This is a genomic window from Acinetobacter sp. Tol 5, assembly GCF_019702905.1.
GTDB lineage: Bacteria > Pseudomonadota > Gammaproteobacteria > Pseudomonadales > Moraxellaceae > Acinetobacter > Acinetobacter bereziniae.
Map to the genome: position 1 here is coordinate 3,652,246 of NZ_AP024708.1, position 17,595 is coordinate 3,669,840.

Annotated in this window: 14 protein-coding genes and 1 pseudogene; 4 read left to right on the forward strand and 11 right to left on the reverse strand. The window is 36.8% G+C overall.

Annotated features, from left to right (window positions below):
* Nucleotides 1-139: 139 nt before the first annotated feature.
* The 5 genes and pseudogenes from TOL5_RS17045 to TOL5_RS17065 form a co-directional block, all read right to left on the reverse strand.
* The gene (locus tag TOL5_RS17045) at nt 140-1,924 is read right to left on the reverse strand and encodes a cholesterol oxidase substrate-binding domain-containing protein (RefSeq protein ID WP_228740294.1); all 1,785 of its coding nucleotides are present in this window, start codon (nt 1,922-1,924) and stop codon (nt 140-142) included.
* 463 nt (nt 1,925-2,387) lie between these two features.
* Nucleotides 2,388-3,034 (reverse strand): annotated as a pseudogene (gene tatC / locus TOL5_RS22740) (twin-arginine translocase subunit TatC).
* Between the two features lie 120 nt (nt 3,035-3,154).
* Entirely contained in the window at nt 3,155-3,529 is a 375-nt protein-coding gene (locus TOL5_RS17055; protein ID WP_004828011.1) for a hypothetical protein, read from the reverse strand.
* 20 nt (nt 3,530-3,549) lie between these two features.
* Nucleotides 3,550-3,714 carry a twin-arginine translocase TatA/TatE family subunit gene (gene tatA / locus TOL5_RS17060; protein WP_004828008.1) on the reverse strand — a complete coding sequence of 55 codons (165 nt, stop codon included), beginning with the start codon at nt 3,712-3,714 and terminating at the stop codon, nt 3,550-3,552.
* Nucleotides 3,715-3,877: 163 nt separating this feature from the next.
* Nucleotides 3,878-4,378: a hypothetical protein gene (locus TOL5_RS17065; protein WP_004828006.1), complete on the reverse strand. Its 501-nt coding sequence runs from the start codon at nt 4,376-4,378 to the stop codon at nt 3,878-3,880.
* A 960-nt stretch (nt 4,379-5,338) separates the two neighbouring features.
* On the opposite strand from TOL5_RS17065, the gene TOL5_RS17070 reads away from it, so the two are divergent.
* Nucleotides 5,339-6,349, forward strand: a complete 1,011-nt coding sequence (locus TOL5_RS17070; RefSeq protein ID WP_151780617.1) for a zinc-binding alcohol dehydrogenase family protein — start codon at nt 5,339-5,341, stop codon at nt 6,347-6,349.
* A 121-nt stretch (nt 6,350-6,470) separates the two neighbouring features.
* Here the strand turns inward: TOL5_RS17070 and TOL5_RS17075 are convergent, their stop codons facing one another.
* The gene (locus tag TOL5_RS17075; protein WP_174761623.1) at nt 6,471-7,463 is read right to left on the reverse strand and encodes an NAD(P)H-quinone oxidoreductase; all 993 of its coding nucleotides are present in this window, start codon (nt 7,461-7,463) and stop codon (nt 6,471-6,473) included.
* 272 nt (nt 7,464-7,735) lie between these two features.
* Between TOL5_RS17075 and TOL5_RS17080 the strand changes: the two genes are divergently transcribed.
* Both TOL5_RS17080 and TOL5_RS17085 read left to right on the forward strand, forming a co-directional pair.
* Nucleotides 7,736-9,238: an outer membrane protein transport protein gene (locus TOL5_RS17080; RefSeq protein WP_174762107.1), complete on the forward strand. Its 1,503-nt coding sequence runs from the start codon at nt 7,736-7,738 to the stop codon at nt 9,236-9,238.
* Nucleotides 9,239-9,410: 172 nt separating this feature from the next.
* On the forward strand, nt 9,411-9,959 hold the full coding sequence (locus TOL5_RS17085; RefSeq protein ID WP_199995874.1) for a DUF2239 family protein: 549 nt from the start codon (nt 9,411-9,413) through the stop codon (nt 9,957-9,959).
* A gap of 108 nt (nt 9,960-10,067) precedes the next feature.
* Here the strand turns inward: TOL5_RS17085 and TOL5_RS17090 are convergent, their stop codons facing one another.
* From TOL5_RS17090 to cysD, 3 genes are all read right to left on the reverse strand, one after another.
* Entirely contained in the window at nt 10,068-10,250 is a 183-nt protein-coding gene (locus TOL5_RS17090; RefSeq protein WP_151780614.1) for a hypothetical protein, read from the reverse strand.
* A gap of 461 nt (nt 10,251-10,711) precedes the next feature.
* On the reverse strand, nt 10,712-12,325 hold the full coding sequence (gene cysN / locus TOL5_RS17095; protein ID WP_121774530.1) for a sulfate adenylyltransferase subunit CysN: 1,614 nt from the start codon (nt 12,323-12,325) through the stop codon (nt 10,712-10,714).
* Between the two features lie 128 nt (nt 12,326-12,453).
* Nucleotides 12,454-13,362 carry a sulfate adenylyltransferase subunit CysD gene (gene cysD / locus TOL5_RS17100; RefSeq protein WP_026040334.1) on the reverse strand — a complete coding sequence of 303 codons (909 nt, stop codon included), beginning with the start codon at nt 13,360-13,362 and terminating at the stop codon, nt 12,454-12,456.
* 149 nt (nt 13,363-13,511) lie between these two features.
* Between cysD and TOL5_RS17105 the strand changes: the two genes are divergently transcribed.
* Complete coding sequence (locus tag TOL5_RS17105) at nt 13,512-13,958, forward strand: GNAT family N-acetyltransferase (protein ID WP_005030864.1); 447 nt, start codon at nt 13,512-13,514, stop codon at nt 13,956-13,958.
* A 76-nt stretch (nt 13,959-14,034) separates the two neighbouring features.
* Here TOL5_RS17105 and TOL5_RS17110 read toward each other — a convergent pair whose 3' ends face one another.
* On the reverse strand, nt 14,035-15,492 hold the full coding sequence (locus TOL5_RS17110; protein WP_151780613.1) for a capsule assembly Wzi family protein: 1,458 nt from the start codon (nt 15,490-15,492) through the stop codon (nt 14,035-14,037).
* Between the two features lie 194 nt (nt 15,493-15,686).
* Nucleotides 15,687-17,312 (reverse strand): inorganic phosphate transporter, encoded by a 1,626-nt coding sequence (locus tag TOL5_RS17115; RefSeq protein WP_042090160.1) that lies wholly within the window; start codon nt 17,310-17,312, stop codon nt 15,687-15,689.
* Nucleotides 17,313-17,595 lie beyond the last annotated feature (283 nt).

Consider the following 17,595-nt stretch of genomic DNA (forward strand, 5'->3'; position numbering starts at 1 on the left):
TAAGCACATACCCAGCTTAAAAATATTCCTGACTTCTGGCGCTATTTACATAAATAGAAGTACTTGAATCAAACAAAATCGCCTAAAATTCATGAAAAATTGTATGTTTTTAGACTAAAAAAAGATAAATCATTTCAATCTATTTAAAAATTTTTTCAAGAAAAGGAGATACAAATAATCCTTTTGGATCATATCGTTTTAATACCTGCCCTGCGGATTGAATCGTTAAATCATTACTTTGACCGAATGCATGTACTTTAGGTAATTCATTTTCTAAGTAATTTACATTGTCCCATGCCTTGTCATAGGTATAAGCCCATCCTTTTGACCATTCAGGACGAACCAAACAATCTCCTTGATAGTGCTGAGTCATCCATGATTCGATTTCAGCATAGAACCTTGCTGCAAAAGGCGTACCTGGCAAAGTTAATATATCAAACCAAACCGCACAGTCCCATTCTGGATGATCAGGACATGGCTTTATCGCAGATAAAGCGGCAGTTTGTGCATTGGCAAGTATTGAATCATCAGGATGATCCAATCCAGTAACACGAATCTCAATAGGTCCATTCACTGGGTAACGATTTATTCTTTGATATTGTTTTAAACGGATTTGATATTCTGAACAGAAATCAGCAATCACACGTTGCACATTCTCTCGACTGGTCAGTACAGCATAACCATTTGCAGTAACCCTTAAAGTTGTTGGTTTTACATAGAGTAAAGTGTTTTTAGAGGGACCCCATAAATCAGATGTTTGTGTTGCAGCTAAACCATGCGTAAGGATCGTCGTAATACCTGAAAAAATTGTCCCTTGCAGCCCCAATGTCGCAATTTGTAACTGCATTTGTCCAAATGCAGGCGTTAAATAATGATTCTTCTGAATGACAATTTTTTGAATCAAATCTGCAAGTGGTTTAGGTAAATTATCTGAAAACCAAAAATTAAAAGGATGGAATGCAATACGAGATGTCAGTGGTCTACGTGGAGTCACTGACCAAACTTTCAACCAAGGATAATCGGTAAACGGAAACCATATCGCTTCAACTCGACCAGACTGATCAAGAAATTTAGCGAAAGTACGCCCAGCATCTTTATTGGGTGAAAATAACTCTAATTGGTGAATATCGGTAATACTTTCACAGCGTAAATATTGATTTGCTCCTGTTTGCAATTGTACAGATAACACAAATGCACGACCAAGATTCACCAAGAAAGCCCGAATATCTGGATTGTTCCGATAAAAAGTTTTTGCGACATATTTCTGCTGCTGTGCATCAAAGACAGCGACTGTCATTGAGACGACCAAATTACTGATCGAACCAAATGTTTGTCCTGCAACTAAAGTTTCTCCCTTGGCAGGAACACCCGTACCATGACCATTAATTGCCAAAACACCACCCAATGTTAAATCACCTGGTGCTGGTATTGAAACAAAGCCACGCCCATTGTCCTCCATGAACTTTAAGAGTGCCTCCATTTGAATTCCCGCTTCAGTAGTGACCACCCCATCAGATTCAATAGACATTCTATTGATATGAGTCGGCATATCGATCAGAATCACTTTCATGACTTGATCGTGGTCATCTAGCATTAAAGGCGACCAATTATGCGACATACCTTTTGCCCGAACTTTATATCCATTTTCAGCAGCCCAATTGATCACCGCTAAAATCTCTTGTTGATTTTTGGGTACAGCAGTCCATGCATTTTCATATTTTGATTCACCCGACCAATTTTCATAGCGTTGCTTATGAAGACGTATTTTCGATGGAAAATTATTTAATCGATCATGGTGTTGAAATATCCAAGCCTTGGCACTTTGAACAGGCATCCATGTAGTCACGGCACCAAATGCAGCAAGGCTTCCCATTGTTTTTAAAAAATCACGTTTTGCTGGATCGAAATCAACTTTCTTATTCATCATCATCACTCTTTTTCAAGGTTTATTTTTATCAATCAGCTGTAAATATGAAGATTTACAGACCAAATCAAAAGTTCGCACTAGGCGCAATTTAAATCATAAATACATGATATTTATAAATATTAAATAAATTACAAACAACGTTTTTAATCACGTTGAAGAATGTACAAGAACAAATGAAATCTATATTTAAATTTTGAAGTACCCTCCGCCTTTCAAAACTAAAAAAGGGCTTAATTATGTTCATAAAATTTACTTGCTCAACATAATGTTATGAATTCAATCCCCACAGCGCATATATCAAATGGACTTGGTACTGTTTTGCTTGAATTAAAATCATATGATTTCCCTCTTTTATTGAGTTTATTGTTAAATGGTTATCTTAAATTATTAAGAAAACCTTAATCTATCACGATTATTTTTCATTCGCAAAAAAAATATAAACAATACGATATTTTCTGATTTATTCAGTTTCTGTGTTACGAAATAAAATAAAAGAAATCAATAAACCAAGCTCAAATAAAAAATACATAAAGCAACCAGCAATTGCCATCGAAAGCATATCTGGCGGCGTGATAAACATGGCAATAAAGAAACAAAAAACAAAGATAAATGATCTTTTTTGTTTTAACACGTTTAAATCAATTAAATTAAAATATACAGCAAGCACAGTAATGAGTGGTAATTGAAAACAATACCCAAAACGACAAAAAGCTTTATCGAAAACATTAGATACTGATTTATATCCGTCATGGGAAGAACAACATCTGGAGCAATCCCCATAAAAAAACTTAACACCTTAGGTAAAATAAAGTAATATCCAATCAATATTCCTAAATAAAATAAAATGACGCTAGACATAAAAAACAAAGACAACACCCATCGCTCCTTTTTATGAAGTGCAGTATTTAAAAATGAATAAACCTTATAAAAAATAAAGGGCATTAATAAAATCAGCGTAATAAAAAAAACAAGCTTAAAGGGTGATAAGAATGTAGATGTTACATCGGTGGCAATCATATGTGCAGAAGGGGGCAACTTTAACTGTAGAGGTAAAGCTAGAAAACTATAAATTTTCGCTGAAAATGGCGCTAAGCTTAAAAAAATCATTAAAAAAAGAATAGACAGTTGAATGACAATTTTTCTTATTTCAATAAAATAGAGTAAAAACCCCTTTTCTTTTATGATTGGCTTTTCTGTAAGAACGTTATTCAAAACTTCTCCTCTTTTTTAAATCTTAAAACAGTTCCACAACATCAGATGCTCTAGAACAAATACTGTATTAAAAGGTGCTTTAAATTGAAAATGATCGATTGGATAATATTTTATATTTTCTTCCTTATCTTTATTTTCCATATAGTTTAAATATTCATATAATTTTTCCTCTAATTTTTTTATATTACCCATTTCATGTGTTAATTCACTTTTTAAATCATTTAAATCTAATTGCTTTTGAATAGATTGATGAAATTCACTTTTAAAATGACTTAATTTTCTTCTTGCTTGAATAATATAATTTATTGCTTCAGATGCTTTATTTGGTCCTAAAACAATAATTGCAACAATGATAAGTAAAATTAGCTCACTAAAACCAACATCGAACATAATTCTCCACCACGCTCAATTTATTTCAAATGTGTAGAGTCTTGGTCATCTTCTTTGATTGCTTTTCTAAAATCTTTGACTGCACCACCAACATCTTTTCCAAGATTCTTTAATTTGGCAGTACCAAAAATAACAAGGATAATGATTATAAATAAAGCAATATGTCCAATTGACATTCCCATCATTATTTTTATCTCTCAAATGTAGTTTTGTTAAAATAAGCAGTATAAAACAATTATTATTATTGACGAATATAAATTGTTAAACAATTGTTAAGATTTTCTTTATTTTTATATTTTCTAATCAGCAACAAAACCTTTGCTTGTGCTGATTAGCGCTTTTTATAATTCAAGGATGAATTAAGACATCGAGTAATGCTTGATAGTGGATTGAAATATCATCTTCTAAAATTTTATAAGCACTGTCGAATTGTACCATTGGCCAACCTTCTTTCCAGAATGGGAAAATATTGTGCAAATCATGTGTCACAATTGCATCTTCACGAACAATTGCCTGCGCGACTTGTGACAATACTTGCGCTGTTTCAGCACCATCAATCGCTAAATAATCAATGCCTTTGGCTTTTAAAATACGAACACGGTCTTTTTTGTAACGGATTTTCTTCGCTTGCGCTTCATTCAGATTTAGAGCCAATGTAACCGCTTCAACAAATTTATCTTCAAAGCTCTGGTTTAATGCAACCAATGCCTGTTTATGTGCTTCTTGACGCCCTGCTTTTCCACCCTCACGAATGATTTTTTTTGCATCAACATTCAATTCATCCGATTTCATCGACTGAAGAATGTCTAAAATTTCAATATCACTTAATGATGCAGAAGAATCTGTCATGGGAGTCCTAAAACAAAAAATAAATAGAATCGCTATTTTCGCATAATTTTGAAATTAAATCAGAGTTAATCTTAATTTCAGATCCATAGAAGATTGGCTTCAAAATATTCATCTCACAATCATTCTTAAACTGCCTCTATTTGCAATTTTTTCATTGTATAAACATATATTTAACCAGACACCTCTTCTACTATTGTTTTGCTTAGCCACCATCTGTGTACTTTTCGCAATTCTCTCAAGCATTGTTGTTTATATCCATTCCATTAAAAGTAATGACAAAGTGGTGGTAAAATTTTAATCATATCTTCGCTTTATACCCTACTTTTACAGTTCATGAATTTTCTTCAATCTAGTTTTGATTTTTTATGGTCGAATTTTTTATTAGAAATAACGTCAGTTCGATGCAATTAAATATTCAACTCATTGAAAAATAATAAATCTCTATGGAGTCTTGCTGCGTTTTCATCAAATTTTAGGATGAGGAGCGGAGCTCCGCAAGCGCAACCATCAATAGCGTTTCATTTCTCTTGATCAATAAAATGAAAGCGATCAATAGATTGTTTGATGATCTAAAGCTTGCACTGCCACGCTTTACTTCTAAAGTTTAAATTCTTTTGTGTCGGCGATGCCTCACTTTTCAGAGATGAAAAGTGACAAAAATCTTTCGTTGAGCAAGGGGTACATCCTTTACCCCCGCTCAACATGGCGACATCCATGTCGCCTCAAGATCGCAAGACCATCAATAATTCAAAAAGTACAAAATAAATGAATCATCTAAATCACTTATATGAATAATCAGGCGGTTTGGCTATATCATCTTTCATCAAGTATTTTTATCGAACTCAGGTTAAAGATACTCATTTAAATTTAAAGAATAATCATCTACTCACAAATTTATGCTTTCCTCTACGGTTTTTTTTTGCTATTGATTTGATAACGCAATAAAAAATAGTGAACCTCATGAAAGCTGTTGCCTATAAAAAACCTTTAGCAATTACTGAAACCCATGTTTTTTCCGAAATTGAGATTGATACCCCAGTCGCAACTGGTCACGACCTATTAATTGAAATCAAAGCGATTTCAATTAATCCTGTCGATATCAAAATGCGTCAACGCACCTCACCGGACAATGAAGCATGGAAAATTTTGGGTCATGACGCAGTCGGGATTGTTAAAGCAACTGGTGACAAAGTTCAAAACTTTAAAGTTGGTGATGAAGTCTTTTATGCAGGCTCTAACCAAAGACAGGGTTCTTATGCAGAATATCAATTGGTAGATGAACGCATCGTAGGTTTAAAACCTCAATCCATTAGTAATGCTGAGGCTGCCGCTTTACCTTTAACGTCTTTAACCGCGTATGAAATGTTATTTGATCGTTTAAAAATTCAAGATACCAAACAAGAAAATCCTATCATTTTAGTGATTGGCGCAGCAGGCGGTGTCGGATCAATTACCGTTCAACTGCTCAAAGTATTAACTGAATTTACTGTAATCGCCACTGCATCTCGACCAGAAACCAAAGCTTGGCTAAAAGAAATTGGCGCGGATTTTATCGTAGATCACAGTCAACCCTTGGAACAGCAAATTTTAGACCTCAATATTGGTTCACCGCATTATGTATTTTCAATCAATGGCACTGGACGTTATACACAGGCAATTGCAAATTTAATTGCACCACAGGGGCATTTTGGTTTGATTGATGACCCTGAGAACTTTGTTATTAATCCTTTTAAAATCAAATCTGTGTCTATTCATTGGGAGTCAATGTTCACTCGTTCTACATTTCAGACCAAAGATATGACACGACAAGGTGACATTCTCAATAAAATTTCTAAATTAATTGATGACCATAGGATTAAAACGACGTTGGGACAAAACTTGGGCACAATCAATGTAGAGCATGTAACTCAAGCACACAAGATGATTGAGTCGGGACAAAGCATTGGTAAAATCGTTTTGGAAGGTTTTTGATTTTCTGAATCACGCTGATTTTTATTGATCGCTTAAATCTATGTGCAAGGATTTAAGCGATATTAATCAACTACTTTTAAATCATCAAAGAGACTAAAATGATGATACTCATCATAAAGTTTTAAATGACTTCTACGACAACTTTACCAATATGCTCGCCCGTATCCATAGAAGCGTGCGCAGCTTGAATTTGATCAAATTTAAATGTTTTATAAATCATTGGCAAACATTCACCTTTTTGCCAAAGTGGAGCAACATGCTTCATTAAGCCTTGCGCAATTTCAGCTTTTTCAGCTGTATTACGTGCACGCATGGTTGAACCGGTGATGGTAAGACGCTTCATCATGATTTGTCCCAATTTGACCTCTTTAGCTTTAGCACCACCGAGAAAAGCGATATAGACCAAACGTCCATCTCGACGTAATAAGTTTAAATTTTGCTCTAGATAGGGTGCCCCGACCATATCAAGAACAATATCAACTCCTGCATTTTCAGTCTTTTCGAGAATCACTTTTTCAAAATCTTCGGTTTTATAGTTGATCGCATCCGTTAAATGCCCAATCGCTTCGACTTTTTCATCAGAACCAACAGTCGCAAAGCTTTTCAAACCTAAAGATTGCGCTAACATTAAGGCAGTCGTACCAATACCACTTGCCCCACCGTGTACCAAAAGTGTTTCACCTGCTTTGGCATGTGCCATTTGAAACACATTCGCCCATACGGTAAAGAAGGTCTCAGGTATTGCCGCAGCTTGAACAAAGCTCACCGTATCAGGAATCGTAATGGTTTGAGATTCTGGTACAACACAATACTCTGCATAGCCACCACCATTGGTCAGTCCGCAGACCTTATCTCCAAGTTTAAATAAGCTTACATCTTCTCCAATCGCAACAACCTCGCCAGCAACTTCTAGTCCTGGCACTGGTGTAACCCCTTTGGGCATTGGATATAAGCCTTGTCTTTGCAAAATATCTGGGCGATTAATCCCAAAAGCATAAACCTTTACCAAGACTTCATCTGCTTTAGGTTGCGGAACTGCCACATCTTCATATGCGAGTTTTTCTACACCGCCCGGCTCTGTAATAATGACTTGTTTCATACGATTCGATGACATATTTCCTTTCCTAGTTCGTGAATTTAATGCTCTCGATATTTGAACATAAACCTAAAGATCTGCAAATATTTCTCCACCAAGGTCTACAAAGAATCATCTTAAAATTCATAAGAAAAAATAAAAAAACTTTTTATCAAAAATTTATCATTTAGTACTTGATTCAAACTCTAATTTTGATATGTTCAAACTGATCATAATGAATATGATTAAGCATTAATCAATAAAGCGCTATAAAAATAATTTCAAAGTATATTGTCAAGGAGACGATAAATATGCGAATCAATAAAGTACTCATCGCAATGATGTCTATTTATCTTCCAAGCTCTGCACTGTACGCAGCAGCTCTAGATAGATCAGGACAATCTATGTCAGCATTTTTACAGCCAGGTAATTATTTTGAAGCAGGTATCTCTGTTTTAGACCCCACTGTAGAAGGGCGTGAAGCGGACACATCAGAAAGTCGTCGACATATTTCAGACATGGGAGATGACTATTACTTTCCATCCGCAGCAATCAAGTTACAAGTCACAGACAATGTCTCATTTGGCTTGTTATATGACCAACCTTTTGGAGCAGATGCAGAATATAGTGGTAAGAATGTTTTTGTTTCATCTCCAAATGATACGGTATTACCACAGGCACGTTTAAGCGCATTACGAACCAGTACAATTAACTCCACATTTAACAGTATGTCTGTACAACAACGAGTTGGTCTTGTTTTACAAGGTCAAGGTGAAGATCTTTCCACTCCTGCCGGGCAAGCTAAATTGGCTGCAATGGTGAATCAATACAATACTAACTCAACAATTAAAGCCGGCGTTGATGCCGCAGTTCAAAATGGCATTACCAATAAAGTGGATCAGGGTATTGCTGCAGCCAATGCCAGTCTGGGTAAAGGCAATACCAAAGTAGAAGTGGATTCTCAAAACTTATCGATGGTTTTTGGTTTTCAACCCAATAAAAACTTCAATATTTATGGGGGTGGTGTTTACCAAACTGTAAAAGGTTCAGTCAGTCTTCGTGGTCAAGCTTATAGTGTATTTAATGGCTATGACAACAAAATTAAAGAAACCAGCGGTGTAGGTTGGTTAGCAGGTGTCGCTTTCCAAATTCCTGAAATTGCATTAAAAGCATCTGTCACTTATCGCTCTGAAATTGATCATGATACGAATGTGCAAGAAAATATTTCAGCATTAGGTGCGTTGGCTTTACTTCCAGGAGGACAAGCTGCGATTAGTAAAATTCAGAATGCCAGTGGAAAAACGCGTATTACCACCCCTCAATCAGTCAACTTAGACTTCCAAACAGGAATCATGGCAAATACGGTGGCTTTTGCAAATCTACGTTGGGTAAACTGGAAAGATTTTGTTATTCGCCCAGTTAAGTTTGGTGCAGTTTCGGAAGCAGTAGGACCTTTGGTCGGAAAGCCAAATGGATTTAATTTAGCAGATTATTATGATGATCAAATCTCAGCAACAGTGGGTGTCGGTCGTAAAGTCAATGATCATTGGGCTGGGAATGTTTCAGTGGGTTGGGACTCTGGAGCAGGTAACCCTGTCACCACGTTAGGACCCACTGAAGGTTATTGGAATGTTGGCCTGGGTCTTCAATACAGTCCAACACCAGCCACCTTTATCGCGGGCGGCGTAAAATACTTCTGGCTCGGCGATGCTAAAGCACAAACCTCTTCACAAGTCGGTACTGATGCACATGTGGCTGAATTTAAAGACAACAATGCGATCGCTTATGGTTTAAAAATGGGTTATCGCTTCTAAGCTATTTCATTTTAACAAGCATGTAATTCTTCAAGTTTTACATGCTTTTTTTATGGTCTAAATTTGGGACATCTCAAAACTTGGTTATTTTTTGATTGCTATTTGTATTTTACCCTGATAATATCCAATCGAAAATTATTTTTACCCAGATAAAATACCAATAGGTTTTAAAATGAATACTGAACTAACCTACACAGCCTTTATCGGTCATCAGCAATTAATCAGTGATCAACTGCTTAATGTCGCACTGATGATCAAACAACAAGGCAATATCTCTACACCAGTTCTGATTTTTAATGATCAGACAGGTCAGCAGATTGATGTCAATATCATGGGTTCTGAACTTGATATCCAGCAACGTTATGGCGAGCCTGAAGTGATCAAGAAAGTGGGACGACCAAAGTTGGGAGTCATCTCTCGTGAAATCACCTTGCAAGAAAAACATTGGAATTGGTTAGATCAGCAAAACTCGAGTGCATCAGCAGTTATTCGAAAATTGATTGATCAAGAACTCAATAATCCGCATTCTGAAAGTAATAAAATGATGGTAAAACAAGCCATAGATCGCTTTATGTCTGCTATGTCGAGCAATATCCCCAATTATGAGGAAGCCGCTCGAGCTTTGTATCGAGACAATCAAGAAAGCTTTGTTGCTTTAATTGAAAATTGCCCTGAAGATATCAAGACATATTTATTGGCTAAATCAAATTATGCATTTTAAGGAAAACATCCTTAAACAGACTGAAATGCTCTAGGTCCATTGGACGAGAGCATTTTTTAAGTGCTATTTTTTTCAAAGTATTGTATTACCGTCATATATAACGCATTGTTATCTCTGCTTTTCTGAATCATCACATGCCTGTTTTAAGCGTTGCATCGCCATTGGTTCCATCGGTGCTGTCATCATTGCATGATAATGACGACACTCTTTGGTCGGTTCATATATTTTAGATTGATTTGACGCACAAGCTGTTAATACAGAAACGATCATGACAAGGAAAAATACTTTCATTACATTCTATCCACTTAGAGCTTGAGCTAAATTAAAACTAAATTTTTTAATTTTTACTGTAATTACTCTGTTTTTATTCGATTTCATAGAGGTGCTTATATGATGATCATATTATTTGTTCAATGACATGATCAGTATAACCAATCTATTAAAAACTTATACAGTAAATACAATTTCTAAATTAATCGAATCAATGCTCTGTTTTTGCTCAAGTCAAAGGGGATATCCATATCAGCCTTGAGCGATGGCGACATCCATGCCGCCAACCGTGATAACGACATAAGATAAAATTGGCTGATGAAAAAGCAAAAACTCATTCATTGATATTAAGTGAATAATATTGATTGGTATAAGAACAGCTATTCTAGATAAAGATTGTTTTGTGTATTAAGCGTACCCTCTATCATTTCTTTCAAAATAGACCCGCCATAAGGCGGGTCTATTTAAATATATTTAAAGAATTAAAGGCGAACCAATTCCACAATTTTCTCAGCCAATTCTTCAACTGCTTCTTGAGCAAATGCTACATCAGCACCCTGTTCAACATCAGTCACCACCACAACACCTGTTTGACGGAGTAAACTAACTTGATCACTTGATAGCCCTGCTTTTGCAATCGCAACAACACCTTGCTGAATCAACAAGCTTTCGAGTGCTTGTGCATTTTCAAGTGCTTGTGCAGATACTGCAACAACCGCTGGTTTTTGACCTAAACGTGCAGCACGTGCTTCAGCAGTCACAGGCTCATTATGTGCAGTCCACTCAACTGCCGCTTCGACCATACCCGCACCGACAGTGACGTTGCTTAAACGATCAATAAAAATGAATGAACCTGTATAACGACTGTCATGATAACGATCAAATACAACAGGCGCATCAAACTCAATCGTTACATCAGCAATCGCATTTAAATCAAGCTGTTCAACTTGAATTTTTTCCAAGGTATTCACATTGGTACGATAGTTAATTTTTGCAACTTTCGCAGGAATCGTTTGTGTACCGAACTTCACATTATAAAGTTTGCCTAAAACTAAAGGCTGGTCAGTCATCCATACGACCGTCGCACGAGCAGAACGTGAAATGAGCGGTTGCTCGCCTGCTTTGACCAAAACATTACCACGAGAAATATCGATTTCATCATTCAAGGTCAAAGTCACTGCTTGACCAGCAATTGCATGTGTTAAATTACCATCAAAAGTGACAATTTCTTTCACTGTTGATTTCTTGCCTGAAGGTAAAGCTACAATTTCATCGCCAACTTTCACTTCTCCTAATGCAATCGTACCGCAGAAACCACGGAAGTCGAGATTAGGGCGATTGACATATTGCACAGGGAAACGAAACTCATGTTTGCTAACGTCATGGCTAATTTCAACCGTTTCCAACGTTTCCATCAAAGTTTGACCTTGATACCACGGTGTATTCGGTGATTTGTTCACAACATTATCACCGTTCAACGCTGAAATTGGCGAGAAGATGATATTGGCAGGTTTACGATCACCCAATTGATTAACAAAATTGTTGTACTCAACTTGAATTTCATTGAAACGTGCTTCAGAAAACTCAACCAAGTCCATTTTGTTAATTGCAACCACAATATTGCGAATCCCTAAAAGGCTTGCAATAAAAGTATGACGGCGAGTTTGCGTTTGTACACCATAGCGAGCATCGATCAAAATGATCGCAAGGTCAGCAGTCGATGCACCTGTTGCCATGTTACGCGTGTATTGCTCATGCCCAGGTGTATCGGCAATGATGAACTTACGTTTTTCCGTTGAGAAATAACGGTAAGCCACATCAATGGTAATCCCCTGCTCACGTTCCGCTTGTAGACCGTCAACAAGCAATGCCAAGTCTGGTGCATCACCTGTTGTGCCTACTTTTTTAGAGTCGCGTGTCACGGCTTGTAATTGATCTTCGTAAATCAATTTTGAGTCGTAAAGCAAACGACCAATTAACGTTGATTTACCATCATCCACATTACCGCATGTTAAAAAGCGCAGTAAGTCTTTATTTTCATGCTGTTTTAAATATGCCAAGATATCTTGGCTAATCAATTCTGATTGATGAGACATTGCTCAAAGCTCCACAATATTTTGAAATCGGTTGCTATATTTTTAAATCCTCCCAAATCCTCCATTTTCTTGCTGGAGTTCCCCCCCTTTTATAAAGAGGGGTTAGGGGGAGATTCATATAAAAATACTTAGAAATAGCCTTCTTGCTTTTTCTTCTCCATCGAACCAGCCTCATCATGATCAATCATACGACCTTGACGCTCTGAGCTCGTCGCTAGAAGCATTTCTTGAATAATTTCAGGCAATGTTGTTGCAGTTGATTCAACTGCACCTGTTAATGGATAACAGCCTAAAGTACGAAAGCGTACCGATTTCATTTGTGGAACTTCACCTTCTTTTAAGCGCATACGCTCATCATCCACCATGATCAGCGTACCACTACGTTCAACCACTGGACGTTCAGCAGCCAAATATAGTGGCACCAAAGGAATACTTTCTTGATAGATATATTGCCAAATGTCTAACTCTGTCCAGTTTGACAATGGGAAAACACGGATACTTTCACCTTTATTGACTTTACCGTTATAAAGATTCCAAAGTTCTGGACGTTGGTTTTTAGGGTCCCAACGATGTTTCGAATCACGGAAAGAATAAACACGTTCTTTTGCACGTGATTTTTCTTCATCACGACGCGCGCCACCAAATGCCGCATCAAACTGATATTTATCCAAAGCCTGCTTTAAACCTTGGGTTTTCATAATATCGGTATATTTTGAACTACCATAATCAAATGGATTTACGCCAGCATCTTTACCTTCTTTGTTTTGATGCACAATCAGGTCAAAACCGTGTTCTTTTGCCATGTTGTCACGGAATTTGATCATGTCCTTAAACTTCCAACCTGTATCGACATGCAACAGTGGGAAAGGAAGTTTTGCAGGATAGAATGCTTTTAAAGCAAGATGCAGCATGACAGCTGAGTCTTTACCAATTGAGTAAAGCATCACTGGATTTTCAAACTCAGCAGCAACTTCACGGATAATATGAATACTCTCAGCTTCAAGCTGTTTAAGATGAGTAAGTCTTTCCTCAGATATAGGCATTGACAGCACCAGCTCACAAAAACGTGTACTTATTACACATATTAAAATTTATATTCATTATAGTGATTTACACGCTAACCCTTTTGCTTGTTTTTTTATATTCATATATAAAAACATCATAAGCAAAAAAATATGAGATCGCGATGTCTACACAAATTATTGCCTTAGAAGAAGTTCACTTTGAGCAATGGCTCCCCCTTTGGCAAGGCTATTTAAGATTTTATAATGCACAGATGAACGACGAACAAATAAGATTATCTTGGAAGCGAATCACAAATCCTGATCAAACGGATATGTTTGGCTTTGCCATCAAAGTAAATGGTCAAGTGGTTGGATTTGTACATTTGATTTCTCATCCAAGTATGTGGACGAATTTACCCTATTGTTATTTACAGGATCTTTTCATCAAAGAACAATTTAGAAATCAAGGTTTAGCCCAGCAATTAATTGAGCATTGTTATCAGGTCTGTACTGGAAAATTTGATCGCATCTATTGGCTAACTCAAGCATCTAATATCACTGCTCAATATTTATATGATCGTATTGCGACTAAAACAGGGTTTATTCAATATAAAAAAGCATTAGCTTGATCAGATTATGGGTTTATTCAACTTATTGAACTGTATACCTCAAGAACCAATGGTATACAGTTCAAATCAAGATAACTTAATGACCCAATAACGATTTATCTAAAGGAATTTCAATTCCTACAGAAGCACCAGCATCGTTGCCGTGTACATCCGAATCACTGACCCAACCATTGATTTTTAAAGGTATGGTCGGTTTAATATAATGCGTCCATGTTAAATCTAGAGCTTTGATCTTATCCTGTTCAGGAAAGGCTAAATTAATTTGCTTAGCACCAAAATAATCAGCAGATTGATTTACTTTGGCATAGATCACACGTCCAGATAAACGGTTCATCACATCAAAGCGAATATTACCACCTACGGAAATCATTTCTCCATCACCACCCATCGCATGTCCAAGTGGAAAACCTTGCTGATAATAACCATCTGTATAAATATAATGATTATAAGAAATTGCTTTAACATCACCATTTGTTGTTGTATCTGCCCATTCAGCATAAAACTGAACAGGCATATTTTTAAAGCTTGTAGAGTAGTCCGCACCTGCTAAATACATTTTCTTAGAAGGCAATAATCCTGCTTCATCTTCACCCACATATTGCCCATAAAAACTGACTGGAACATTTAATAAGGATTGAAGATTTAAACGAGCATCAAAGCCCGCGATTTGATTGGATTTATCATCATCACCGTTTTCAAAGTTATCATTCCCTTTGATTGCATTCCAAAGTGAACTCCAACTTTCTGGACGTCCATCACCGCCCCATTGCAAAATACGCGAAGCTCCTAATTCTAAATAAGGTAAAGGCTGAGCTGTCAAACGGAAACCTAAAAGTTTAGCATCAGGCACGGCTTTATAATCTTCTAACTGTCCAGCAAAAGCTTGATATTGCCAAGGTCCAATCCAAGACAACCATTTAGATTCAAAAGCTTTTTGTTCAGCACGTTGCGCGGTAAAACCGTAGACTGGACGGCTGGCATCACCACGAATCAAACTTCCATCATGCCCAGGTCCCCAATAAGTTGGAATTTGACCTGCAATCACCCATTGATTCCACAATTTTCCAGCAATGTATGAGCCTTCAACATTGACATCACGGCGATTGTCAATCTGAGGATCTTTTTCGCCATTCACACGCAGCTTGGCATCCCAGTTTTCACCACCACCATTAAACTCAAGTGACCCAACATATTGTGCTTTTTCACGATCGCCAAAAGCTTGCGGAATATTTTTCTGATCTGTTTCTGCAAATAAACCCAGTTTTGCTGTTTGATTATCAGCTTTTAATGCATTTTGAATTGAATCAATAACTTTTTGTTGTGTGTTGTTCGAAATCTTCGCTTGAGATAATGCACGTTGAATTTCATCACCACTCATTGGCCAAGTTGAAGTGCTGATTTGAATCACACCTTGTTGATTTAACCAGTTTAAATCTGTACGGATATCTTGATTATTTAATACAATTCCCTGAGCCAAAACAGGTAAAGACATTCCAAATAACACAGCAGCATACAGTGCTTTTCTTAAATACATGCTCATTTTTCTCAAGTGTGATTTACTGCCACACCATAGTTATTTTAAAAGTTTTTTTCAATGGTGAAATTGTGTTATTCGCATTGCAAAAACGCATACATCATTCGAAAAAAAAGTGTACCGAAGTACACTTTTAAATATTTTAAATGCCATGACAGCCAACATTCTTTTCAGAAAAATCAATACGACTGCTTTTAATTAAAGACTTTTAACAATAACCAGAACAATCCACCTGATAAACAAATGGTTGCAGGTAAAGTAAAGATCCAAGCAGAAAGAATGGTTTTGACAGTCGCAAAATTTAAGCCAGATTTATTGGCAACCATCGTTCCGGCAACCGCACTATTCAAGACATGGGTTGTTGATACAGGCAAACCAAAACCATCAGCAGCAGCAATGGTTGACATTGCTACCAGTTCAGCAGACATGCCCTGACCATATGTCATATGATGCTTACCAATACGCTCACCCACAGTCACCACAATACGCTTCCAACCCACCATCGTACCTAGACCTAAAGCCAAGGCAACAGCAACTTTTACCCAGTTTGGAATATATTGTAAGAATGAATCGAGATTCTTACGGTAATCTTTTACAACTTTAGCTTGAGCTTCATCCATTTTTGGAAGTTGATCGGCTTTATCTAAACGTTTAAATGCCGTTGTACTTAAGTACATATCATTACGTAAAGATGATACTTCAGCTTCTGGAATATCCTGAAGATTTCTAAACTGACCTACACGCTCACCCAAATGATCGGTCAAACTTGCTAGAGCAGGAACAACCGCAGGGTTTAACTCTTTGGTTTGAATAAACTTCGTGATCGTTGCACGTGCTTGCTCATCTGGAATATCAGCGTGTTCTGCATAAATTGCTGTCGCTGTTTGACCAGACAATTGTGAGAATGACTGTAAATGCTGTTGGTCCAAACCACGGTTTAAAGAATAAGCCAAAGGCACAATACCAATCAAAATCAGCATGATCAGTCCCATACCTTTTTGACCATCATTTGAACCATGCGCAAAACTTACCCCTGTACAGGTAAAAATAAGAATTGCACGAATCAAAGGTGGTGGTGGTTTATTGCCTTCTGGTGGTTGGAACAATTCAAGTTGCTTTTTAAACAACTTTTTAACAATCAGGAAGACCACAGCTGCAAAAGCAAAACCAATTAAAGGAGAAAACAACAATGCTTTACCAACTTTAATGACCTGATCCATATCTACACCGCTTGCACCACTGGATGCGTGCAAAATGTAGTTCATGATTCCCACACCTAAAATTGAACCAATCAAAGTATGGGAACTCGATGCAGGAATCCCTAAAAACCAAGTTCCTAGATTCCAGAGAATTGCAGCAATGAGCATTGCAAAAACCATTGCAAAGCCAGCACCACTCCCCACATTCATGATTAATTCAACAGGAAGTAATGCAATAATCCCGTATGCAACAGCACCACTTGCAACCATGACCCCAAGAAAATTACAGAAACCTGCCCACATCACTGCAACTGGTGCAGGTAAGGCGTTGGTATAAATCACGGTAGCCACAGCATTGGCAGTATCGTGAAAACCATTTACAAACTCAAAGCCTAAAGCAATGAATAAAGCAGTCGCTAAAAGAATGACTGAATAAAGACTTAAAGGTGGAACATGTGCTAAATCTGCACTAACTTGCACCCCGATATAAATCAAGGTTGCAATAATAATCGTCAGAAACACCGGCATAAAAAACTTCGGTGTAGGTACATGCACATTCGTCGATTTAGCAGCTTGAGACGATGATGCAGAATCTGAGACGGGAGGTAAATTCGAATTCATGCAGAAGGTAAGCGAATATTAGAATGCGCTTATTGTTCAATTAAATTGTGACAATTATATGACAAATAGCTCCCCAATGAAGTGAATTTTTTACTTTTTTCACTTCAGTATTTCGCAATACTTGCGACTCAATTTATATTTTTATTTATTTTATTCAATGATTTAAAATAATTAAATAAAATTAATTTGAGTAAATTTTTACATTTCATCCTGAAATAATATTTGTAATATTTCCGTCAAATATGACAGGTGACCAATATTTTCACTCAGTATCTGCGATATT